We start from the raw sequence: 21,926 nt of genomic DNA on the forward strand, positions 1-21,926 counted from the left end.
ATGGAACCCGAAACAACCTATTCACTGGTACGGACATGGGCGGGCGCCGGCGGCCTGGTGCTGATGATGGTGCTCTTCGCTCTGGCGCTGGTCTACGCATTGCGGCCCGGCAACAAGCAGAAATTCGACCGTCTGGCGCGCTTGCCGCTCCAGGACGGCGACGGCCCCGACGACAAGGCGGGTGACCGCATGGAGGCAAGGAAATGACCGATAGCCCGAAAAACGAAATTGACGACGTCACGGGCGTCGAAACCACCGGACACGAATGGGACGGCATCCGCGAACTCGACAACCCGATGCCCAAATGGTGGCTCTACACCTTCTACGCCTGCATCATCTGGTCATTCGCCTATTGGATCGTGATGCCTGCCTGGCCTTACCTCACGACGGAGGGATGGACCTATACGAAGGGCGTGATCGGTTATGACCAGCGCGAAGTCGTGGCGCGGGAGCTCGGCGCCGTCGCCGAAGGGCGTGCCGACGAGATGAAGCAAATCGCCACGCTGGCGCTTGAGGACGTCGCGGCCGACGCCGCGCTGATGGAAGTGGCGCTCGCAGCCGGCAAGGCCGCCTTCGGCGACAATTGCGCGCCCTGCCACGGCTCCGGCGCACAAGGCTCGTGGGGGTTTCCGAACCTCAACGACGACGTGTGGCTCTGGGGCGGCACGCTTGAAGACATCCGCACCACGCTGGCGCACGGCATCCGCTGGGAAGCCGACAGCGATACCCGCCAGAACGTCATGATGGCTTACGGCCGGGACGGCATCCTGACGCGCCGCGAGGTGGCCGACGTTGCCGAATTCGTGCTGGCGCTATCGGGCCGGGACCACGATGCCGATGCGGCGACGCGCGGCGCCGAAACCTTCGGCGAGCAATGCGTCACCTGCCACGGCGCCGACGGCAAAGGCAACCGCGAGCTCGGCGCGCCGAACCTGACCGACGCCGTCTGGCTCTATGGCGGCGACCGCGCCTCGATCATCGAATCCGTGTCAAACGGACGCAGCGGCGTCATGCCGGCTTGGGGCGAGAGGCTCGATGCGAGCACAATCAACGCCTTGACACTTTATGTGCATTCTCTCGGAGGCGGCGAGTAGACGCGCGCTTCCCGAGCCCGCGCGTCATGTGAGTGAAATAATGGCCGATAGCGCCACCAGCCTTGAGCGCCTCGCCGCGGAAGCGGCGGGCAATGTTCGCGCAGCCGCCGATCCGCACGGGGCCGACGGCGAACGGGTGACCGCCGTCAATTCGGAGAAGAACCGGCCGCTCTATGCGAGCCGCGTCAAGGTCTACCCGAAGCTCGTCGGGGGCACGTTCCGGCGCCTGAAATGGATCGTCATGGCGCTGACGCTGACGATCTACTACGTCACGCCCTGGCTGCGCTGGGATCGCGGCCCGAGCCTGCCGGACCAGGCGGTGCTGCTCGATTTCCCGGCGCGGCGTTTTTATTTCTTCTTCCTCGAAATCTGGCCGCAGGAATTCTACTACATCACCGGGTTGCTGATCCTCGCATCGCTCGGTCTTTTCCTCGTGACGAGCGTCGCCGGCCGCGTCTGGTGCGGCTATACCTGCCCGCAAACGGTGTGGACCGATCTCTTCATTCACGTCGAACGCTTTTTCGAAGGTGAACGTTCGGCGCGCATCCGTCTCGACCGTTCGCCCTGGGGGATCGCCAAGCTGGCGCGCAAGGCGGCGAAACACGCGGTCTGGATTTTGATTGCTCTGGCGACCGGCGGCGCCTGGGTCTTCTATTTCGCCGACGCGCCGACGCTCGCCGCCGACCTCATGCGCTTCGACGCGCCCGCCATCGCCTATATCTCGATTGCCGTTTTCGCCTCGACGACATATCTGCTGGGCGGCATCGCCCGCGAGCAGGTCTGCATCTATATGTGTCCCTGGCCGCGCATCCAGGGCGCGATGTTCGATGAGGAATCGCTGCTGGTCTCCTACAAGGACGATCGTGGCGAAAAGCGCGGACCGCACAAAAAAGGCACGAGCTGGGAAGGTCGCGGCGACTGCATCGATTGCGGCCAATGCGTCGCCGTCTGCCCGATGGGCATCGACATTCGCGACGGCATGCAGCTTGAGTGCATCCAGTGCGCGCTCTGCATCGACGCTTGCGATGCCATCATGGACCGCGTCGAGCGGCCGCGCGGGTTGATCGCCTACGACACGCTGAGCAACCAGCAGCGCCGCAAGGCCGGTGAGCCGCAGCGCCTCAGCATCCTGCGCCCGCGTACGATCGTCTATATGGCCGCAATCGCGCTGGTTGCGCTGATCATGCTGGTCGCGCTCGTCAACCGCTCAACCCTCGAAATCAGCGCCCTGCCCGACCGAAATCCGCTTTTCGTCACCCTCGCCGACGGCAGCATCCGCAACGGCTACGAGTTGAAGATCCTCAACAAGGAGCATCGCGAGCGCATTTTCCGCATCGACATCGAAGGGCTCGAAGGCGCCGCGCTGACGCGGCCGGCGCTTGCGGGCGAGGAGGGCTCGACGGTGATCGTCGGCATCGATACGCTGCGGACGGTGAAGTTCTTCGTCAGCCTGCCGGCCGACAAGCTGGACAGGCTTCGCGGCGGCGAGGGTATGCTGACTTTCGTCGCGACAGATCTCGAGGACGGCACGAGAGCCGAGAGAACGGCAAGCTTCAGAGGCCCGGCACAATGACCATCGGTAACGGCGACTATCGCCCCACAAACCGCTTCGGCGCGCTGACCGGCCGCCGCGTTCTCTTTGCCTTTGTCGGCTTTTTCGGCGTCGTCTTCGCGGTCAACGGCTTCTTCATCTACAAGGCGCTTTCGACGTTCGACGGCGTGGAGGTCGACGGCGCCTACCAGAAGGGGCGCGCCTATAATCATCTTCTCGAACGCATGGAAGAACAGCGCCGCCTCGGCTGGCAGGCGACAATCGCAACCGGCAAGGCGCCGGCCGGCACGCGCCTGCGCGTGACCTTCGCAAAGGCCGACGGCGCGGCCCTGACCGGCCTCAATGTCGAGGGCACATTCTGGCGTCCGGTCGCCGCCGGCGCGGACATGCGCTTGCCGCTCGCCGAGACGGCGCCCGGCATCTACGAATCGGTTTTCGATCTCGCCCATGACGGCAACTGGCTGGTGCGCATCGCGGCGGCGGGACCGGACGGCGAAACCTTCGTGCAGGAAGAACGCGTCATCGTAAGCGCAGGCCGATGAACGACACCGCCGCCACGACGCTCGATCCCGCAAGGCCTGACCCCGGCCTTTTCGTCCGCGAGGCGCCCGGCGGCCACGCGCGTCTCGACCTCGTCGTGCAGGACATGCATTGCGCCGGCTGCCTGCGCAAGGTCGAACGGGGCTTGCACGAACTGCCCGGCGTCGAATATGCGCGCGCCAATCTGTCGACCAAACGCGTCGCCGTGCGCTGGGACCCCGAAAAGCTCAAGGCCGGCGCAATCGTCGCGCGGCTTGCCGAGGTGGGTTTCGCCGCCGTGCCCTTCGATTCCCGCCTCGCATCCGCCCTCGACGACAATGAAATGAAATCGCTGTTGCGGGCGATGGGTGTCGCGGGCTTTGCCGCCGCCAATGTGATGCTGGTCTCGGTGTCGGTCTGGTCCGGCCTCGTGACCGATATGGACGAGACGACGCGCGCCTTCTTCCATTGGGTATCGGCGCTGATCGCACTGCCGGCGGTCGCCTATGCCGGGCAGCCCTTCTTTCGTTCGGCGCTGAAGGCGCTGAAATCCCGCACCATGAACATGGATGTGCCGATCGCGCTTGCCGTGATCCTCGCGACGGCGATGAGCCTGGTGCAGACCATCGTCAACGCGCGGCACGTTTATTTCGACGCCAGCGTGACATTGCTTTTCTTCCTGTTGATCGGCCGCTATCTCGACATGCAGGCGCGCGCCCGCGCCTGCTCGGCGGCGCAAAACCTCCTCGGCCTTCGCGCGACGGCGGCAACTGTGATCGGACCCGACGGCATGCAGCGTTCGGTCGCGGTCGAAAACGTCGAGCCCGGCATGCGGCTGGCGATCGCCGCCGGCGCGCGCATTCCGGCCGACGGCGAAATCCTGACCGGCATCAGCGATGTCGACACCAGTCTTGTCACCGGCGAAAGCCTGCCCGAGCCCGTGAAGCCCGGCTCGGCCGTCTATGCCGGCACGCTCAACATCGGCGCGCCGTTGACCATGCGCGTGACGAAACGCGACGACGATTCGCTGCTCGCCGAAATCGTGCGGCTGATGGAATCGGCCGAGCAGGGGCGCGCGCGCTATGTGCGGATCGCCGACCGCGCCGCACGTTTTTATTCGCCGGCCGTCCATGTCATGGCGTTTTCGACCATGATCCTCTGGTTCTGGCTTGGCGCCCATTGGGAAACCGCGCTGACGCATGCGATTGCCGTGCTGATCATCACCTGCCCTTGCGCGCTCGGCCTCGCGGTTCCCGTGGTGCAGGTGGTAGCGACGGGACGTCTGATCGGTCAGGGCGTGTTCGTGAAGTCGGCGGATGCGCTGGAACGGCTGGCGCAGGCCGACACCATCGTCTTCGACAAAACGGGCACACTGACGCTCGGCCGGCCGCAACTCGTCAATGGCGCCGAAATCGCGCCCGGCGACTTCGCGCATGCCGTTGCGCTGGCGCGGCTGAGCCGTCACCCGCTGGCGCGCGCGCTTGCCGAAGCGGATACCGCCATCGCCACACCGAAAGCAACGGACGCAGCCGAAGTGCCCGGCATGGGGCTTGAAGCGCGGTTCGAATCCGGCACGGTCCGTCTCGGCAATGCGGATTTCGCCGGTGTCCGTGACCGCGCGGACAAGACGCAACATGCCGGACCTGAACTCTGGCTTCGCCGCGCAAGCGGCGAGACGATCTGCCTGCGCTTCGCCGACACGCTGCGGCCCGACGCGCGCGAAACGATCGAGGCATTGCGGCAAAGGGGCTTTGCGGTCGAGCTTCTGTCGGGCGACCGCGAACCGGCGGTGCGCGCCGCCGCCGAGGCGCTGGGCATTGCCGAATGGCGCGCCGCCGCCCGGCCCGCCGAAAAAATCGCCCGGCTGGAAGAGCTGGCGCGCGAAGGCCGCAAGGTGCTGATGGTGGGCGACGGGCTCAACGATGCACCGGCGTTGCGCGCCGCGCATGTCTCGATCTCGCCGGCGGACGCCGCCGATGTCAGTCAGACGGCCGCCGATTTCATTTTTCAGGGCGCGCGTCTTGCCCCGCTTGTCGAAACGGTCGATGTCGCGATGAAGTCGCGCCGCCTCGTGTTCCAGAATTTCGGCCTGGCGCTCGCCTACAACGCGGTCGCCGTTCCGCTGGCGGTCGCGGGCTTCGTGACGCCGCTCATCGCGGCCATCGCAATGTCGAGTTCTTCGATCACCGTCATCGCCAATGCGATGCGTCTGAGCCGGCGGAACGCCGCCGCGGCAAACCGATGAACATTCTGGTGTTCCTGATACCGGCGGCGCTGCTGCTCGGGCTGCTCGGACTTGGCGCCTTTCTCTGGTCGCTGAAGAGCGGACAGTATGACGATCTCGAAGGCGCCGCCGAGCGCATCCTTTTCGACGATGAGGATGACAGGCCGGATGAAGGCAGGCCGGATGATGGCGGGCCGGACGACGACAGAACCGCTTCGTGAGCCATCAGGTTCCGGATACGAGATCCCGATAGGCATGCCACGTCGCATGGCCGAGCAGCGGGAAGACGAAGACGAGCCCGACAAACAGCGTCGCTATGCCGAAGGCGGTCAGGAAGGCGATGATCCAGCCCCAGATCATCATCGGCCAGAAATTGCGCCGCACCGTCTCGATGCTGGTCAGCACCGCCGTCACCGCATCGATATCGCGCGCCATCAGCATCGGCACCGACACGACCGAAATCGAAAAACAGATCAGCGCCAGCACGCCGCCCGTCGCCGTGCCGACGACGAGCAGGCCGAGCCCGTGCGGCGTCAACAGCAGCGCCGGCACGAATTCGCCGAGCTGCGGCATCGTCTGCGAACCGAAGAACAACGCAAACAGCAAGGTCGCGATCCGCACCCAGATCAGCATGGCGCCCATCAGCATCGCGCCGAGAAAGGCAAGCTGCGCGGGGCTTTGCGCCGATACCAGGGCAACATCGGCAAGCCGCACCGGCAGTCCGGCTTCGAGCCGCCGGCTCGCCTCGTACATGCCGACGGCAAGCAGCGGTCCGACAAGCAAAAAGCCCGACGCAATGACCGGCACCAGCGCGCCGAGATCGAAAAGAAAGAGCGTGCTGACCAGCAACAGCGACAGCACGAAAAAGAAAATGCCATAGGTGAAGCTGACCGCCGGAACGGCGCACATGTCGGCCCAGCCGCGCGCAAGCCAGACCCATGGCGCATCGGACCGCACCTTCCGCACCGGCGGAAAGCGCATACCGCCGTTCGTCGCCGACGACACATCGCTCATGGCAGCCTCTCCTCCCGATCAAACCGCCCAACGGGCCGATGCTAGCCGTGAATACCCACGCCGTCCATGTGGTTTATGCTCGCGAAGTCGTGACAGAGAGTTGAATCCGCCGGTTGGAGGAGCGGCGTAAGCTGCATATGAAATTCAAGGGAGACATCGATTGAAACGCTTCGCCGTCCTGCTCGGCCTCTGGACCGTGCTGATCGCGCCCGCCGCCGCGGCCGAAGAAGCCATGGCGATTTTCGCCGGCGGCTGCTTCTGGTGCATGGAACCGCCCTACGACAAGCTCGACGGCGTGATCCGCACGACATCGGGCTATAGCGGCGGCGAGAAGCCGAACCCGACCTACAAGGAAGTCTCGTCCGGCAGGAGCGGCCACATCGAGGTGGTCGAGGTCGTCTACGATCCGGCGGTCGTGAGCTATGAGAAACTGCTCCACGTCTTCTGGCGCAACATCGACCCGGTGCGCGCGAACGCGCAATTCTGCGACGTGGGTCCGCAATATCGCAGCGCCATCTTTTATGGAAATGAAAGCGAGCGCGAACGCGCCGAAGCCTCGAAAGCTGAACTCGAAGCGTCGGGCCGGCTTCATCTGCCCATCGCCACCGAGATTCTTGAAGCCGCTCCCTTTTATCCCGCCGAAAGCTATCATCAGGACTACTATCTGAAAAATCCCGCGCGCTACGCCTATTACCGCTGGGGTTGCGGACGCGACCAGCGGCTGAAGGAAATCTGGGGCGACGAAGCGGGCGGGCATTAGGAGATGAGCATGATGTCCAGACGAAATTTTCTGGGTGGAACGGCGGTCGCCGCGGCGCTGGCGGCGGCCGGCCTGACGCTACGCGGCAAGAGCGCCGAAGCCGACGAAGCGGCGTCGACGGTTTTCGAGGTGACGAAGAGCGAAGCCGAATGGCGCGCGCAACTGACACCGGTGCAATATCGCGTGCTGCGCGACCACGGCACCGAACGCGCCGGCACAAGCCCGCTCGACCAGGAAAAGCGCATCGGCACCTATCATTGCGCCGGTTGCGACCTGCCGCTCTTTGCCTCTGCAACGAAATACGACAGCCGCACCGGTTGGCCGAGTTTCTACGCGCCCCTCGACAATGCCATCGGCACATCGGAAGACAAAAGCTTCTTCACGGTGCGGACGGAAGTGCATTGCCGCCGCTGCGGCGGACATCTGGGCCACGTCTTCGAGGATGGGCCGCCGCCGACGGGCCTGCGCTATTGCATGAACGGCGTCGCGATGACTTTCAGGCCTTCGTCGCCCGCTTGACCGCCTGAACCGCATCCTCAAGCGCCTGCAGGAAGCGCGAGCGGTCGGCGCGCGAGAAGGGCGGCCCACCGCCTTTCGCATCCCCGGTCTCGCGCAGCTCGCGCATCAGGTCGCGCATCGCAAGCGCCATGCCGATGCTCGATTGCGTGAACGGATTGCCATTGTGGCCGATCGCGGCAGCGCCCTTCTCCAGCGCCCGGGCCGCCAGCGGAATGTCGCCGGTGACCACGATATCGCCGATGCCGGCGCGTTCGGCGATCCAGTCGTCGGCGGCATCGGGACCGGCGGCGACGACGACCGGCCGCACCAGCGGATGGCCGGTCGGCCGCATGCCGCTGTTCGAAACGATATGAACCGTGAGGCCGTGGCGTTCGGCGACCCGCACCACTTCGTCCTTTACGGGGCAGGCATCGGCATCGACATAGATTTCGGTCATCGCTTCTTTTCGCCGGATGATTTCATCGCCGCACGATGATAGCGTGCCGCCGGTGAACACAAGCGCAAAAAGCAATCCGGCACAACCGGCCGCCGCGCCCGTCGTGGCCATTGTCGGCGGCGGGCCGGCGGGCCTTGCCGCGGCCGAACGTCTGGCGGACATCGCGGAGGTGCATGTCTTCGACGCGATGCCTTCGCTCGGGCGCAAGTTCCTGCTCGCCGGCAAGAGCGGCCTCAACATCACGCATGGCGAAGACTTCGAAACCTTCCTGACGCGGTTCGGCGCCGCGCGCGAAAAACTCGAACCGGCGCTGCGCGGCTTCACGCCCGGCGACATAAGGCAATGGGCGGCGGAACTCGGCGTCGAAACTTTTGCCGGGAGCTCGGGCCGCATCTTCCCGAAAGCGATGAAGGCATCGCCGCTCCTGCGCGCCTGGCTGCGGCGGCTGGCGGACGCCGGCGTGACCTTTCATCGGCGTCACAAATGGAACGGCTGGACCTCCGAAGGCGAATTGAAGTTCGAAACGCCGGACGGCGAACTGCCTTTCCGTGCCGACGCAGCCGTGCTGGCGCTGGGCGGCGCGAGCTGGCCGCGGCTCGGCGGCGACGGCGCATGGACGCAATTGCTGCGCGCACATGGTGTGACCGTCAACCCGTTGCGGCCTTCCAATTGCGGCTTCGACGTTGCCTGGAGCCCGCACATGGCGGCGCGCTTTGCCGGTGTGCCCGTGAAATCGGTGACGCTGTCATTCGGCGAACGCGCGTTGCGCGGCGACTTCGTGGTGACGAAATACGGTGTCGAGGGCAGCGCGATCTATGCGCTGTCGGCGGAACTGCGCGAGGCCGCCGAGCGCGACGGCCGGGCGGTGCTGACGCTCGACCTCGCGCCCGACCGCGACATCGAAAGACTGACGCGCGAACTTTCCCGCCCGCGCGGAAAAAATTCGCTGGCCAATCATCTGCGCAAGGCAGCCGGCATCGACGGCGCAAGGGCCGCGCTGCTGCGCGAATGCATCGACAGTCTGGTCTTCGACGATGCGGCGCTGCTCGCCGTTGCGATCAAGGCGCTGCCGCTGACATTGATCCGTCCACGGCCGATTGCAGAGGCGATCAGCAGCGCCGGCGGTATCGCGCTCGACGAGCTCGATGAAAAATTCATGTTGCGGAAACTGCCGGGCATCTTTTGTGCAGGTGAGATGCTCGACTGGGAAGCGCCGACCGGCGGCTATCTGATCACCGCCTGCCTCGGCACCGGCCGCGCCGCGGGCGACGGCGCGCGGGAATGGCTGGCCGAAAAGCGCTGACTGTCACCGGACTGTCAAAAATCTGTCTCAAGCCCGCTTGTCCCCGGGTTTATCCCGCAACTTGTCCCGCAAAACATCGCGACTTGTCCCCGCCTGCAAAGGCCGCGGCATGATTCGATCATTTTTTGTTTTGCGTCGCGCCTCACGCATTCTTGACCAGCATGCCGCCATCGACCGGAATGGCGACGCCGTTGAGATAGGACGACGCCGGCAGCACGACGCTGAGCGTCACATGCGCGACTTCTTCGGGTTCGCCATAGCGCCTGAGCGGGACGCGGCGTTTGGCGAAGATTTCCTTGTGCTCGTCGGGAATGTCGGCGGTGATGCCGGTGCGGATCGGGCCGGGGCAGATGCAGTTGCAGGTGACGCCCTCGCGGCCGAGCTCGACGGCGAGCGCGCGGGTGAGGCCGATGACGCCATGCTTGGCCGCCACATAGGTCGAATTGCCGGGCGTCGCGCCGAAGCCTTCCGTCGATGCCACATTGACGATGCGCCCCTCGCCGGATTTTTTCAACGACGGAAGCGCCGCGCGCGCGAAACGCATATGCGCCGTCAGCATCACATCGAGGGCGCGGGCCCAGCTTTCCTCGTAGCCTTCTTCGGCAATGCCGCAAAAGGTCGAAAGCCCCGCATTGTTGACGAGAATGTCGAGCCCGCCGAACCGCGCCTCGATTTCCTTGACGACACGGATGATCCCTTCGGCATCCGCGACATCGAGCGCCCAGCCATGCGCCTCGCCGCCCTCGGCCTTGATTTCGGCGACCACCGCATCGACGCGCTCCTGCCGGAGATCGAGCACCGCGACCTTCGCGCCCTCGCCCGCAAAGACATGCGCGGTCGCCCGCCCCATGCCGCTCGCCGCGCCTGTAATGAGCGCCACCTTGCCTCTGATCGAGCGGCTGAGTTTCCTGATCGGTTCCATGGATTGCGTCTCCCCGTTTTGATTTCGTTGGCGGAGAGACTAACAAAGGAAACAGCCAGGGTGCGAGCGGCCAGTCCGCCGCGGACCGCAAAAAGGAGCGACAGGCGCCGCTACCCATGCGTAAACTCGGGAGCAGAGGAAGCGCCGGGACGCAAAGTCGGCGGGCTTTACAGGGGGGAATGACACTATGCGCATGACGATCACGATCGCCGTTTCGGCTGGCCTGATTCTCGCAGCCTGCACAACAACCCAGAAAGTCCAGCGGCCGGACGGACCGGATGAGTACATCATCGCTTGCGGCGCAGCCGTCGGCTGGAACATCTGCTACAATCAAGCCAACGAAACCTGCCCGAACGGCTATACGACGCTGTCCGAAGATGCTGGCTTCAACCGCAAGGAATTGCGCATCTCCTGTCCGTGATGACGAAGACGCGCGCGGGCACCCTCACTCCAGCGTGAAGGCGATCTTGAGCTTGACCTGGTAGTGACCGACCTTGCCGTTTTCGATATGGCCGCGCGTTTCGACGACTTCGAACCAGCGCAGCTCGCGCAGGCTTTTGGACGCCTTTTCGACGGCGGCGGAAATCGCATCTTCGATGCTTTTCGGCGAGGAGCCGACGATTTCGACGACCTTGTAGACATGCTCGGACATCGGATGTTCCTCCGTTGGCGTGTCAGTTTGCTCCGCAAGGAAGGTGGAGCGATTGTGCCATGCGGCAAGGACCGCGGCGCGACATAAAAGCCGCCGCAAAAACTGGCTTTGGCCGCCCCGGTTTGGCAGACTGTCGGGAACGAGAAAAACGACGGCCCGCGAAGAAGCCCGCGAAGAAGGAGGACGCCCCCCGTGACCCTTCGACTGCGTCAAACGATCTACGCCATTTTGGCGGTTTCAGGCGCCGCGCTGTTCGGCGCGGCCGGCACGGCCCAGGAGACGGCCACACCGGAAACGCCCGCCGAAACGGCGAAGGCGCCGCCGCTGGCGATGCTGACGGTGATCGCGGGCGCAATCGGCCCGGCCACGGCAAAGCAGGTGGCGGATGCGGTGGAGGAAGCGGAAACGCGGCGCGCCGATGTGCTGATCCTGAAAATCGACACGCCGGGCGGGCTTGTGACCTCGACCCGCGAAATCATTTCCTCGATCCTGGAATCGCAGGTGCCGGTGGCGGGCTATGTCGCCCCGGCCGGCGGACATGCGGCCAGCGCCGGCACCTACATCATCTATGCAACCGCGATCGCCGCGATGGCGCCCGGCACCAATATCGGTGCGGCGACGCCGGTGACGATCGGCGGCGGGATGCCGGGGCTGCCTTCGCCGGAAGACGCGGCACCCAAAAAGGAAGGCGGCGAGGACGAAGCGCCGGCGCGCGCCCCCCAACGCTCCAACGAGGACGCGATGGCCGCGAAGGCGACCAATGACGCGGTGGCGCATATCAGGAGCCTTGCCGAAATGCACGGCCGCAACGCCGACTGGGCCGAAAAGGCGGTGCGCGAAGGCGCGAGCCTTTCGGCGCGGGCCGCGGTGGAGGAAGGCGTCGTCGAGTTCATTGCCGCCGACATGGGCGAGTTGCTGCGCCTGATCCATGGCCGCGAGGTCGCGACCGCAGCAGGCAAGCGCGTGCTCAACACCGAGGGCGCGGCCATCGTCGAGATCGAGCCCGGCGCGATGACCAAGGTGCTGGCCATCCTCAGCAACCCGAACGTCGCCTTCATCCTGATGCTGATCGGCATTTACGGATTGATCTTCGAATTCTCGAACCCCGGCACGATCGGCCCCGGCGTCATCGGCGCCATCTGCCTGCTGCTCGGACTTTATGCGCTCAACCAGTTGCCGCTCGACTATGCGGGCCTGGCGCTGATCCTGCTCGGCCTCGCACTGATGGTCACCGAGGCCTTCACGCCGACATTCGGCGTTGTCGGGCTCGGCGGCGTCATCGCCTTCGTACTCGGCAGCGCCATGCTGATCGACAGCGACCAGCCCGAGTTCCAGCTTTCATGGAGCGTGATTGCGGGAACGGCGGTGGTGAGCGTGCTGACGCTGGCGGCGCTGCTCGGCTATGCCTGGCGCGCGCAAACGAAGCCGGTTGCGACCGGCAGCGAGGAACTGACCGGCATGGAAGCGCAAGTGATCGACTGGGCGGACGGTCAAGGCCATGTATGGGTGCATAGCGAACGCTGGCGCGCGCGCGGACCGCACCAGCTCGCGCCCGGCGAAAAGGTCAGGATCGAGAAGCTCGACGGATTGACACTTGTGCTGAGCGACGCCCCGGCGGTGCATGGGTGAGCGGCGAAAGGGAACGAGATGTTTCGTTCTTTGCCAACAACTCAATGCCGGGATGACACTTTTATTTTCGGCAGGCACCCGTTTCACTGTTGAAACGGAACGAACGCACAATCCTGCCAAACAGAACGGAGAGGCCTGATGGGAAATCTCGCATTCTATGTATTCCTGATCGTATTGCTGGTCGGCATTCTGAGTTCGGCGATCCGGATTTTGCGCGAATACGAACGCGGCGTCGTCTTCACGCTCGGGCGCTTCACGCGCGTTGCCGGGCCGGGTTTCATCATCATCATCCCGGTCATCCAGCAGATGGTGCGCGTCGACCTGCGCACTTTCGTCGAAGACGTGCCGACGCAGGATGTGATTTCGCGCGACAACGTGTCGGTGCGCGTCAATGCAGTGATCTACTACCGCATCGTCGAACCGCAAAATGCGATCCTCAATGTCGAGAACTACATGGAGGCGACAAGCCAGCTTGCGCAGACGACATTGCGCTCGGTGCTCGGCAAGCATGAGCTCGACGAAATGCTGGCCGAACGCGACAAGCTCAACAGCGACATCCAGGAAATCCTCGACAGCCAGACAGACGCCTGGGGCATCAAGGTCGCCAATGTCGAAATCAAGCATGTCGATATCGACGAGAGCATGATCCGCGCCATTGCCAAGCAGGCCGAAGCCGAGCGCCTGCGCCGCGCCAAGATCATCAATGCCGAAGGCGAACAGCAGGCGGCCGAGAAGCTGGTGGAAGCCGGCAAGATTCTCGCCGGCGACCCGCGCGCCATGCAGCTTCGTTATTTCTCGGCGCTGCACGACATTGCCGGCGAGAGAACCAACACTATCGTCTTCCCGCTGCCGATGGACCTGATGGACGCGATCCGCCGTCGGGATTGAGGCTGATGGGTGGCGGAGTGTCGGACGGCGCCTAGTCGGCTGCGCCGAGGAAGGCCCGGAGTGCGTCTGGCGTCAGGATTTCGCGCGTCTCGCCGGAACCGACGCGATGCAGCCAGACCGACCAGTTCCGCTCCCGCGTGTCGTCGGCGAGGAAGAGCGCGACCGCGCCGTCGTCCGAAATGTCGGTCAGATAGGCATGGGTCTCGAGCTGTGTCGCCTGACGGATACCGCCCGCCTCAAGGAAGAAAAGGTCGTAGCCAAAGCCGCGTCCGCGCTTGCTGGGCGAAGATTGGGCGATGAAGGCAATGCGCCTTCCATCGGCCGAGGCGGAAAGTGAACCGGCATTCTGTCGTTCGAGGCCAGGAACGATGCCGAGACTGCCATCAGGGCGCAGTCTGCACGCGAAATCATGTGTATTGGGCAACTTCATCCTGTCCGCCATGTCATCGAAAGTGCCCTGAAATGGCGCCAAGCAGGTAAAGAGAATGCCGTCGCCGGTCGTCGATGTGGGGCGGCCGAGACTCTGGAACGTTGTGGTTTCGGTCACATTCGGCAGCAGTTGTTCCTCTTGTCGCGTTTCGAGCGTCACCGCGGAAACGCCGAAGAAACCTGCCGGGCGCGATCCGCCCTCCCTGTTCCATTCAGCTCTCGCCGAGACGAACAGGATCGATTTTCCGTCCGTCTCGAAGTTCGGCGACAGCCGCATCGTATCGCGCCCGTAGCTTGTGACGATTTGCCAGGCGCCGGTATCGAGATCGAGTATGCCGATATGGTAGCCAAACTCCTCCGGCGTGCAGTCGTGGAAACAGTATGAGGTGAAGGCGAGCTTGCGGCCTGCCGGTGCGAAGACCGGCGAGCGCCATCTGAATTTTTCCGGCTGTTCGACGAGCCGGATCGAACGGCTGGCGACATCGAAAAGCCCGAGGCGCGCGCGGTTCACGCCGGCACGCCGGTCGTCGAAGGCAAAGACGACCGCGCTGCCCGTGGCCGAGAGCGATGCGGAGGTGATCCGGATATCGGGCGGCGGCCCGTCATCGCGTGGCGGTTTGCAGCCGCCAAGCGTCAGCACGAGCGCCGCCGCCAGGCAAACGACGCCGGATCGCCGCCGGCGCATCGTTCCGAACAAAAGGCCGATCATTGCCACACCCCCCGACGGGCCACGAACCCGCGCCCCGGCGGAGTATCGGCGGGAGACCGGGACCAGTACAGGGATTTTCTCCCGGGCCGTCAATCGGACTGCCCGGTCCCGGCCGGCGAGAAGGCGGCTTCACCCCGCCACCGTTCCCTCCATTCAGGACCGATCCCCGCTCCCCTTGCGCGGGGCTTGCCCGAATAATGCAACCCGGCACACGCGCGGCAAAGCGAGTCGCGATCCGCGCTTCGGCGCGTCAACCGGGGGACGGGCACACCCATGAGCGACATCCGATATGTTTCCGGCTGGAAGAAGAACGATCCGAAGATCGAGCGCGATGCGATCGCGGTCTGGCGCGAACAGGGCATCCTGCCGCCGGACACCGCGCCGGAGGACCGCGCGAAGCAAATCTGCGCGGTCGCCTATGACGGCAAGAAGGTCTGCGGCATCTCGACGGTCGAGATCGCCTCTTATGCGCCGCTGCGCAACAAGCGCTTCGGCTTCCTGCGCGTCTTCACCCTGCCCGACTACAGCCAGCAGACGGTGGCGATCGGTCTTGCCACCGAATGCCGCGAGATCCTGCGCGCCTGGTCGATCGCCAATCCGGGCGAGCGGCTCGCCGGCATGGCAGCCGTCTACCAGTCGCCGAAGCTTGGCCACTACCCGATCGGCGAAAGCGGCCTGACGCTGATCGGCTATACGCGCGAGGGCTATCAGATGCGCGTGATCTGGTTCAACCACCTGCCGCTCAACGAAGCGGCGGACACAACAAGCGGAGCAATCGTCGCATGACCATCGCCTCTCCCAGTCAATCTCAATCGGCACATCTTTCCTATGCGGTGATCGCCGCCGGCACCATTGTCGCCATCGCACTCGTTGTGACGGCGCTGATGGGTTCCGACCGGGGCCCGCGCCTGATCGCCAACCCGCAGGGCGGCATCTGGGTGCAGAAGGGGGATTCGCTTTTCCTCTGCCGCGCCTCGACCAATGGCGCCGCGCCTTGCGTCAACCTGACGGACGGCAGCGCCCTTTCCTTCGCCGACATCGCCCGCTGATCTTCCCGTCTCCAAACGGAAATGGCGCCCCTTGCGGGGCGCCATTTTTGTTGTGCCGGCGGCGGAGGAGCGCCGCCCGCCCTCAGAAGGCGAAGCGGACCGAGGCGGCGAGGCTCTGCTCGTCATAGTCGCTCTGGAATTCGCCATCGTAAGTGATGCGGAGGCTGAACTTGTCGGAGGCCTCCCAGGTCAACCCGCCGCCGATGCCGAAGGAGAGATCGTCGCGCGGCGTTTGCTGCGTGACGAAGGCGCCGCCGCCGACAATCGCGCCCGTAATCGCCTCGTCGGGATTGGCAAGCTCGTTGAGGAGCTTGACGCCGAACTCGGGGATCAGCTTGCCGCCGCCCTCAAGCGCCGTGGTGTGGCGCAGATTGACGCCGACGACACCCCGGAGCGACTCGACCGTGCGGGCATTGACCGCGATCGGCAACGGCCCCGTTTCGGTGTAGGCGTCGAGATCGACCCGGTTGTAGCGCAACCCGGCATTGGGCGTGATGTCCCATTGGCCTTCGGTGAACATCCGGCCGACCTCGCCGCGGGCGACGAACTGCGTGCCGTCGAAGCTCGCGACATTGACCCCGCCGAGCGAATTGCGGCGGCTGTCATAATCGTTGATGCCGTAGCCGAGTGTGCCGTTGACGTACCAGGCGCCGGGGCGATAGCTGACATAGCCGGTGACGCCGTGGCTGACGATGTCGACGCGCGAATTGGCGCCGGCGCCGTTTTCCTCGACCTTGCTGTCCATGTAGAAGTAGCCGAAGCCGGCGCGAAGGTTGGGCGCGACCTCGCCGTCGATGCCGACGGTGCCGCCCCAGGTGTCGGCGTCGAAGCCGTTGACGGCGCCGGGCGTGTATTTGGCCCGGAGAGCGCCCATGCGGCCCCAGATGGCCCAGTTGCCGCTGCCGCCAAGCGCCGCTTCACCCGCCGCGACGCCGGTCTCGCCGCCTTGCGCGACCGAGAAACCGCCGCCCGAGAGCCGGTCCATGATCATGTCGAAGACGAGATCCGTCGTCGTGATCGTGGCGCTGCCGGTGGCGTTGCTTTCATCCGGCAGCGTGTCCTGGATGACTTTCAGAAGCGCCGCGAGCTGCTCTTCCTCGGTCTCGAACTGCAGCAGGTACTGCACCAGCGGATTGTCGATCGGCTGCGACTGGATGTAGACGTCGAGGGCGGCCGCCATGCTGAGCTTGTTTTGCGTCGAACCTGTCGCCTCCGTTTCGACATCGAAGGCGGTCTCCTCGACCTCGATGCGGAGGAAGAGGTCGTCGGCCGCGCCTTCGGTGACCACTTCGTCGTTCATCACCTTCAGGAACTTGAAGAGGATGAGGTTGTCGGTGACGGACGCACCATCATCGGTGACGCCGTTTTCGCTGGCGGCCGAGGCGATCAGCACATCCTCGCCGACGACTTGCGTGAAGCCGGCCCCCGCATTGACATGGATGGTCGAGCCGGCATCGAAATGGACCGTGTCGCCCGCGACGACGCCACCGCCGGCTCCGGTGAGGCCGGTCTCGAAGGTGCTGCCTTCGTTGAAGGCGACATCGCCCGAGAAACCGAACGTGCCGCCGGCCGCGACGCGCAGGCGTCCATCGACCGTGGTCGAGACGGCGAAAGCATAGGCGCCTTCCGAAGTGGTGGCGAGAATGCCGTCTTCGCCGACATGGATCGAACCTTCATCCCGCGTGTGAATGTTGACACCGTCGAAGACCGTGGTGCCACCATAGAAGCCGACGAAGTGGGCGTTCGATATCGCATAGCCTTCGTCATTGCCACCGTCGAAGGTAACGGTGTCGTCCTGTTCGAAATAGACGTGCAGGTCGCTCTCATAGCCGCTGCCGCCATGAATACCCCTGGCGATCGAGACGCCGGTGCCGGAGATCGTCACCGTATCCTCGCCCTCGCCGGTATAGATCGCACCACCGACCGTGCCACCATCGACGATGATCGTGTCGTGGCTTTCGCCGAAGGACGTGTCGATGTCGCCCGAGACGCTGCCGGTGTTGAGGATGTAGGTCGAACCGAAATCTTCGAAATCGTAGGCGCTGACATGGATGTCGCCCGTCACCGTGCCGTGGTTGACGATGGAGGCATACTTTGTTTCGAAGACGTCGATCGCGATGCCGTCGGCACTCGAGATCGTGCCGTCCTCGGTGTTGGTGATGAAGACCGTCGGGCCCGACGCCTGGATGGCGTCGGCGCCTTCGCCGGTCGCCGCGATGGTGCCGGAATTGTAGATCGTCGTCGTGGCGATCCAGTTGGAATGAGCGACGACCGCATGCGCATTGTCGCCCGAGGTCGAGATGCTGCCCGAGTTGTCGAGCGAGACGGAGCTGCCCCGGAGCTGGACACCTCTGGTACCGTCGGCCGTTGTTTCGATGCTGCCGCGGTTGACGATCGTGGCTTCTTCGAAGGCCAGCAGGCGCACACCGGCCGTTTTCTCGTTTTCGACCAGAACCGTCGCATCCTCGTCGTTGAGGAAGTATGCGCTTTCGGCCTCTTCGATGTCGACGCGGCCGACGATGGAGCCGTAGTTGTAGACCGCGACGTCCCCGGACTCGTCGATCTCGATGGCGGATTCGGAGCCGGAGATCGTTCCCCAGTTGAAGACACGGGCGATAGCGGCATTGTCGATTTCGATACCGTCATTGTCGTCGGCGAGGATTTGTCCATCCACGGTATTCGTGATCGTGACGGAGTAGCCGGAGGCTATGATCGCGTCCGACGCCTCGCCCGTCGCGTGGATCAGGCCGGAATTGAGGATTTCGATAACGCCGTATTCGTCGTCCGCGTATGCGACGATGCCATCCGCCTCGTGGCCGCCGGTGACGATGTCGCCGCTGTTGTCGATCTCTATCGAACCGTTGTAAGCGTAGGCGCGGATACCGTAGGCATAGTCGCCATGGGTCGTGATCGTGCCGGTGTTTTCGACATAGACCTCGTGGCGGGCCGTCACACGGATGCCCTGTGCGTAATCGCCATAAGTGACGATGTCGCCGCTGTTATAGACGGCCGCATCGCCCTCGTCGCTGAAGACGCGGATGCCGTGCGAACCGTCGCCATGGGTTTCGATCCGGGCGTGGAAGGTTTCCTCCTCGCCCTCGTCGCCGAACGTGAATGTGACGTTGGCCGCCGTCGCCCGCCCTCCTTCGGCGGTGACATGAATGCCGTGCGCGCCTTCATCGCCATAGGTCACGATCGACGACCCGAGGTTCCATGCCGTGGCATCGGCGCTGCCATATTCGTCGGCCTCGCCGTGGCTCCAGGCATAGAGGCCCTTGGCGCCGTCGCCATGGGTGACGATGGTCGAACTGTACTTGTTCATCGCCGTCGCATCGCCGCCCTCGCTGCCGGCGACCGCGCCATGCGCGCCGTCGCCGAAGGTCAGGATCGAACCGTAGAGCGCGTTCATGGCAATGGCGTCGCCACCTTCACTAAAGGCCGCAATGCCGTAGGAGCGATAGCCGCCGACCGGATCGCCTTCGTCGTCGAAGGCGTCGGTGCCGGTCGTTACATTGCCGTTGAAATTGGCCGCGAAAGCATGCGAACCACTGGAAACCGCCAGAACGCCGATGGCGTTGTCGCCGGTGGTGACGATCGACGGGCGGAATTCGGTGAGGTCGACATCCTCGGGAAAGTTGACGCCCTCGCCGAAATCGACATGCTCGAAGATTGAGGCATGGGCGTTCCATTCGCCATAGCCGCCGAGGAAGAACATGCCGCCGTAATAGAGCGGCAGGCCGTTGATCGCCGCGGCGTTGCCGGAGTGTTCGCTGCCATAGCCGCCGTAGCCGCCTTCGACGAATTCGTCGAGGCTGAAGCCCGACGCGGCGACAAGACCATGCGCATTGTCGCCCGACGTCGCGATCGTGCCGTCGAGCATGTTGTAGGCGATTGCATCTTCGTATTTGGAGACGGCGATAACGCCGATGGCGTCCTCCCCATAGGTGGTGACGCTGCCGACATTGCCGGCAATGGCGTCGCTGCCGTAGTAGACCTCTTCCGCGAGGTAGTCGCTGTAGTAGCTGCCGCCGCGCGCCTCGGCCGCGATGCCGATGGAGCCTTTGCCGTGGGTGACGATGGTGCCGGAGCTGATCGCCTGCGCCGCCTCGTCGCCATCGGTCACCGCGCGGATCGCATAGGCGCGCTTGCCATGGGTCGTAATGTCGCCGGTATTGACGACAAGCACGCCGTTCTCGCCATAGGCGTCGATGCCGTGCGATTTGCGGCCCGAGGACCAGCCTTCGTCGCCGCCGGTCGTGATCGAGCCTTTGTTGACGATCTCGGCGAAATCTGCCGCCCAGACCTCGATGCCGGATGCGTTGCGCGCCGTCGTGACGATAATGCCGGTGGTGTCGTTGAGGACATAGGCGTCGCCCTCGTCGACATCGACACCGATCGCCGCTTTCCACCGGCGGTCGGAATAGATACCGCCGGTGTTTTCGACTCGCGCATATTCCTCGGCCTCGATCTGGACATTGCCGTAGATCAGACCGTCATTGTAGACATAGGCGAAATCGGCCTCGTCGATGCGGATCGCCGCGCCGTCCGCCGAGCGGATGATGCCGGTTGTGGTTACATATTCGCCTTCTTCCTCGCCGGGCACTTCCACCGCGGCATTGGTGATCCTGACCGTCGGACCGGATGCGACAATCGCGTCGGACTCATCGCCATAGGCAGCGATCAGGCCGGTGTTGTAAATCGTCGTGGTGAGGTCGGAATAGGAGCTTGCGACGACCGCATGGGCGTCCTCGCCATAGGTCCGGATGGTGCCGGAATTGTCGAGCGAGACCGTCTCGCCATGCAGGTCGACGCCGATGGATTCGCCGCCATCGGTGATGATCGTTCCGGCATTGACAACCGTCACGGTTTCGCCGCTGGCATTGATGCCGAAGGAATACTCGTCTGTGGTCCAGATGCTTCCCTCATCCGTATTGGTGATCGAGACAACGCCGCCGGAGACGGAGATACCGTCGGCGCTGTAGCCGTCGGTCGAGATGCTGCCGCTGTTGACGATGTCGACCGCCGCTTCCCCGCCATCGACCGAGATGCCGTAGGCATGGTCCCCCGTGGTTTCGATCGTGCCGCTGTTGTCGATTTCGACGGTCGCGCCCTCGGTCCATTCGTCGTCGATCACGGCCGCGATGCCGTGGGCGCCCTCGCCCGACGTCTCGATGGAACCGCTGTTGGCAATAACGATGTCGTACTTGGCATAGGCATAGAGACCGTGGCCACCGTCGCCGCTGGTCGTCACCGTGCCCGAGTTGCCGACCGACGCCGTATATTTAGCGACGGCCGCGACGCCGAAAGAGTTCTGGCCCGTGGTGCCGATGAGACCGGCATTGTTTGCCGTCGCATTGCCGCCCCAGAAACCCTCTTCGTCGATGGCGCGGGCGATGGCGCCATGCGAAGAGGGCCGCGTGGTGGCGATGGTGCCGAAGGCCGTGTTGGTGACCGACGCATTGTCGTCGGAATAGGCGGCGATGCCGTGATGGCGGTTGCCGTCATAGGTCCAGAATCCTTCTTCTTCGCCAAATTCGAAGTAGTAGCCCGTGTCGCCTGTGACGATCGTGCCGTTGTTGACGATCGAAAGATTGCCGTCGCCGGTGATAAAAACGCCGGCATTGTCGAAATCGGCTTCCGACGTTTCGCTCCGCGTGTCGATGACCGTGCCGACCGGCACGACGACCGAGAGGTCGTGGACGTCGGACTCACTGATCGGTCCGGAATTGGAGCTGGGGACGATAATCAGCGTTTCGTTGACCTGAACGTTGTTCAAAGTCGCATGCGCCGTGCCGGAAAAACCGACCGCCATGATCGAGGCGCCCGAAAGCATCGCGGCGGCGAAAAGCCTTTTGATGCCGCGCGCGCTTTTCGGCGCATCGCCGGTCGTCTGCACGACGCCGCCGTAATAGGTGTAGGCCGAACGAGCGAGCCGCTCGGTTGTGTTGTTGCGAATTCCGGCGGGTTTGATCTTCGACGTCGACATGCAGTCCCCCAAAAAGCGAGAATCGTTTCAAGGGGATACGTTGCGCGCCGGCTCTTTTTCGCACCACACGAGTCGCAACCAAAACGCGACCGAACTTCTCGCCAAACTGGCGCTCAATCCATCCGTTGTGAAATGCAATTGCGGCGCGCGGTGAAGTTGAACCGCGGAATCTCACGCGCGCGTGAACGCGCATGCCGTCACGCACTGAAGTTCTTCACGCTTCGTTAGATTCGTTTCGGAT

20 protein-coding genes are annotated in these 21,926 nt (G+C 64.2%); 14 read left to right on the forward strand and 6 right to left on the reverse strand.

Translation table 11 applies throughout. The features are described 5' to 3' along the window. Genes KF719_RS08775 through ccoS form a run of 6 tightly spaced genes read left to right on the forward strand, consistent with a single transcriptional unit; the run spans position 1 to position 5,610 of the window. The gene (locus KF719_RS08775) at positions 1 to 207 is read left to right on the forward strand and encodes a cbb3-type cytochrome c oxidase subunit 3 (RefSeq protein WP_293508338.1); all 207 of its coding nucleotides are present in this window, start codon (positions 1 to 3) and stop codon (positions 205 to 207) included. Further along, positions 204 to 1,094, forward strand: coding sequence for a cytochrome-c oxidase, cbb3-type subunit III (ccoP, locus tag KF719_RS08780; protein WP_293508339.1), 891 nt, complete (start codon positions 204 to 206; stop codon positions 1,092 to 1,094). The genes KF719_RS08775 and ccoP overlap by 4 nt, the downstream gene beginning before the upstream one ends. Before the next feature lie 40 nt (positions 1,095 to 1,134). Beyond that, a complete protein-coding gene (ccoG, locus tag KF719_RS08785) occupies positions 1,135 to 2,667 on the forward strand; it encodes a cytochrome c oxidase accessory protein CcoG (RefSeq protein WP_293508340.1) in 1,533 nt (510 codons plus the stop codon). Beyond that, positions 2,664 to 3,188, forward strand: coding sequence for a FixH family protein (locus KF719_RS08790; protein ID WP_293508341.1), 525 nt, complete (start codon positions 2,664 to 2,666; stop codon positions 3,186 to 3,188). The genes ccoG and KF719_RS08790 overlap by 4 nt, the downstream gene beginning before the upstream one ends. Then, entirely contained in the window at positions 3,185 to 5,410 is a 2,226-nt protein-coding gene (locus tag KF719_RS08795) for a heavy metal translocating P-type ATPase (RefSeq protein WP_293508342.1), read from the forward strand. The genes KF719_RS08790 and KF719_RS08795 overlap by 4 nt, the downstream gene beginning before the upstream one ends. Then, positions 5,407 to 5,610, forward strand: coding sequence for a cbb3-type cytochrome oxidase assembly protein CcoS (gene ccoS / locus KF719_RS08800; RefSeq protein WP_293508343.1), 204 nt, complete (start codon positions 5,407 to 5,409; stop codon positions 5,608 to 5,610). The genes KF719_RS08795 and ccoS overlap by 4 nt, the downstream gene beginning before the upstream one ends. Before the next feature lie 4 nt (positions 5,611 to 5,614). Here the strand turns inward: ccoS and KF719_RS08805 are convergent, their stop codons facing one another. Next, entirely contained in the window at positions 5,615 to 6,403 is a 789-nt protein-coding gene (locus KF719_RS08805) for a DUF2189 domain-containing protein (protein WP_293508344.1), read from the reverse strand. Between the two features lie 160 nt (positions 6,404 to 6,563). Between KF719_RS08805 and msrA the strand changes: the two genes are divergently transcribed. Both msrA and msrB read left to right on the forward strand, forming a co-directional pair. Beyond that, a complete protein-coding gene (gene msrA / locus KF719_RS08810) occupies positions 6,564 to 7,163 on the forward strand; it encodes a peptide-methionine (S)-S-oxide reductase MsrA (RefSeq protein ID WP_293508345.1) in 600 nt (199 codons plus the stop codon). Between the two features lie 12 nt (positions 7,164 to 7,175). After that, on the forward strand, positions 7,176 to 7,682 hold the full coding sequence (msrB, locus tag KF719_RS08815; RefSeq protein ID WP_293510618.1) for a peptide-methionine (R)-S-oxide reductase MsrB: 507 nt from the start codon (positions 7,176 to 7,178) through the stop codon (positions 7,680 to 7,682). Here the strand turns inward: msrB and KF719_RS08820 are convergent. Beyond that, positions 7,660 to 8,118, reverse strand: a complete 459-nt coding sequence (locus tag KF719_RS08820) for a YaiI/YqxD family protein (protein WP_293508346.1) — start codon at positions 8,116 to 8,118, stop codon at positions 7,660 to 7,662. The two genes, msrB and KF719_RS08820, sit on opposite strands and share 23 nt — an antisense overlap. 52 nt (positions 8,119 to 8,170) lie before the next feature. Between KF719_RS08820 and KF719_RS08825 the strand changes: the two genes are divergently transcribed. Then, a complete protein-coding gene (locus KF719_RS08825) occupies positions 8,171 to 9,421 on the forward strand; it encodes a TIGR03862 family flavoprotein (RefSeq protein ID WP_293508347.1) in 1,251 nt (416 codons plus the stop codon). A gap of 142 nt (positions 9,422 to 9,563) precedes the next feature. Here KF719_RS08825 and KF719_RS08830 read toward each other — a convergent pair whose 3' ends face one another. Continuing rightward, the gene (locus tag KF719_RS08830) at positions 9,564 to 10,343 is read right to left on the reverse strand and encodes an SDR family NAD(P)-dependent oxidoreductase (RefSeq protein WP_293508348.1); all 780 of its coding nucleotides are present in this window, start codon (positions 10,341 to 10,343) and stop codon (positions 9,564 to 9,566) included. Positions 10,344 to 10,536: 193 nt separating this feature from the next. On the opposite strand from KF719_RS08830, the gene KF719_RS08835 reads away from it, so the two are divergent. Then, entirely contained in the window at positions 10,537 to 10,764 is a 228-nt protein-coding gene (locus KF719_RS08835) for a hypothetical protein (protein WP_293508349.1), read from the forward strand. Positions 10,765 to 10,788: 24 nt separating this feature from the next. Here the strand turns inward: KF719_RS08835 and KF719_RS08840 are convergent, their stop codons facing one another. Beyond that, the gene (locus KF719_RS08840; protein ID WP_293508350.1) at positions 10,789 to 10,995 is read right to left on the reverse strand and encodes a dodecin; all 207 of its coding nucleotides are present in this window, start codon (positions 10,993 to 10,995) and stop codon (positions 10,789 to 10,791) included. Positions 10,996 to 11,187: 192 nt separating this feature from the next. Between KF719_RS08840 and KF719_RS08845 the strand changes: the two genes are divergently transcribed. Next, positions 11,188 to 12,624, forward strand: a complete 1,437-nt coding sequence (locus KF719_RS08845; RefSeq protein ID WP_293508351.1) for a nodulation protein NfeD — start codon at positions 11,188 to 11,190, stop codon at positions 12,622 to 12,624. Positions 12,625 to 12,762: 138 nt separating this feature from the next. After that, positions 12,763 to 13,512, forward strand: coding sequence for a slipin family protein (locus KF719_RS08850; RefSeq protein ID WP_293508352.1), 750 nt, complete (start codon positions 12,763 to 12,765; stop codon positions 13,510 to 13,512). A gap of 31 nt (positions 13,513 to 13,543) precedes the next feature. Here KF719_RS08850 and KF719_RS08855 read toward each other — a convergent pair whose 3' ends face one another. Further along, a complete protein-coding gene (locus tag KF719_RS08855) occupies positions 13,544 to 14,650 on the reverse strand; it encodes a hypothetical protein (RefSeq protein ID WP_293508353.1) in 1,107 nt (368 codons plus the stop codon). Between the two features lie 273 nt (positions 14,651 to 14,923). Here KF719_RS08855 and KF719_RS08860 point away from each other — a divergent pair, with 273 nt between their 5' ends. Next, positions 14,924 to 15,436, forward strand: a complete 513-nt coding sequence (locus tag KF719_RS08860; protein ID WP_293508354.1) for a hypothetical protein — start codon at positions 14,924 to 14,926, stop codon at positions 15,434 to 15,436. Next, a complete protein-coding gene (locus KF719_RS08865; RefSeq protein WP_293508355.1) occupies positions 15,433 to 15,699 on the forward strand; it encodes a hypothetical protein in 267 nt (88 codons plus the stop codon). The genes KF719_RS08860 and KF719_RS08865 overlap by 4 nt, the downstream gene beginning before the upstream one ends. An 82-nt stretch (positions 15,700 to 15,781) precedes the next feature. On the opposite strand, the gene KF719_RS08870 is transcribed toward KF719_RS08865, so the two are convergent. Beyond that, positions 15,782 to 21,685: an autotransporter outer membrane beta-barrel domain-containing protein gene (locus KF719_RS08870; protein WP_293508356.1), complete on the reverse strand. Its 5,904-nt coding sequence runs from the start codon at positions 21,683 to 21,685 to the stop codon at positions 15,782 to 15,784. Positions 21,686 to 21,926 lie beyond the last annotated feature (241 nt).

The sequence above is a fragment of the Parvibaculum sp. genome (assembly GCF_019635935.1).
GTDB lineage: Bacteria > Pseudomonadota > Alphaproteobacteria > Parvibaculales > Parvibaculaceae > Parvibaculum.

What these genes read in the sequence shown, in the direction of transcription:
- KF719_RS08775 (WP_293508338.1), top strand. Translation starts at nt 1, where the DNA reads ATGGAACCCGAAACAACCTATTCACTGGTACGGACATGGGCGGGCGCC.
- ccoP (WP_293508339.1), top strand. Translation starts at nt 204, where the DNA reads ATGACCGATAGCCCGAAAAACGAAATTGACGACGTCACGGGCGTCGAA.
- ccoG (WP_293508340.1), top strand. Translation starts at nt 1,135, where the DNA reads ATGGCCGATAGCGCCACCAGCCTTGAGCGCCTCGCCGCGGAAGCGGCG.
- KF719_RS08790 (WP_293508341.1), top strand. Translation starts at nt 2,664, where the DNA reads ATGACCATCGGTAACGGCGACTATCGCCCCACAAACCGCTTCGGCGCG.
- KF719_RS08795 (WP_293508342.1), top strand. Translation starts at nt 3,185, where the DNA reads ATGAACGACACCGCCGCCACGACGCTCGATCCCGCAAGGCCTGACCCC.
- ccoS (WP_293508343.1), top strand. Translation starts at nt 5,407, where the DNA reads ATGAACATTCTGGTGTTCCTGATACCGGCGGCGCTGCTGCTCGGGCTG.
- KF719_RS08805 (WP_293508344.1), bottom strand. Translation starts at nt 6,403, where the DNA reads ATGAGCGATGTGTCGTCGGCGACGAACGGCGGTATGCGCTTTCCGCCG.
- msrB (WP_293510618.1), top strand. Translation starts at nt 7,176, where the DNA reads ATGTCCAGACGAAATTTTCTGGGTGGAACGGCGGTCGCCGCGGCGCTG.
- KF719_RS08820 (WP_293508346.1), bottom strand. Translation starts at nt 8,118, where the DNA reads ATGACCGAAATCTATGTCGATGCCGATGCCTGCCCCGTAAAGGACGAA.
- KF719_RS08830 (WP_293508348.1), bottom strand. Translation starts at nt 10,343, where the DNA reads ATGGAACCGATCAGGAAACTCAGCCGCTCGATCAGAGGCAAGGTGGCG.
- KF719_RS08835 (WP_293508349.1), top strand. Translation starts at nt 10,537, where the DNA reads ATGACGATCACGATCGCCGTTTCGGCTGGCCTGATTCTCGCAGCCTGC.
- KF719_RS08840 (WP_293508350.1), bottom strand. Translation starts at nt 10,995, where the DNA reads ATGTCCGAGCATGTCTACAAGGTCGTCGAAATCGTCGGCTCCTCGCCG.
- KF719_RS08850 (WP_293508352.1), top strand. Translation starts at nt 12,763, where the DNA reads ATGGGAAATCTCGCATTCTATGTATTCCTGATCGTATTGCTGGTCGGC.
- KF719_RS08855 (WP_293508353.1), bottom strand. Translation starts at nt 14,650, where the DNA reads ATGATCGGCCTTTTGTTCGGAACGATGCGCCGGCGGCGATCCGGCGTC.
- KF719_RS08860 (WP_293508354.1), top strand. Translation starts at nt 14,924, where the DNA reads ATGAGCGACATCCGATATGTTTCCGGCTGGAAGAAGAACGATCCGAAG.
- KF719_RS08865 (WP_293508355.1), top strand. Translation starts at nt 15,433, where the DNA reads ATGACCATCGCCTCTCCCAGTCAATCTCAATCGGCACATCTTTCCTAT.
- KF719_RS08870 (WP_293508356.1), bottom strand. Translation starts at nt 21,685, where the DNA reads ATGTCGACGTCGAAGATCAAACCCGCCGGAATTCGCAACAACACAACC.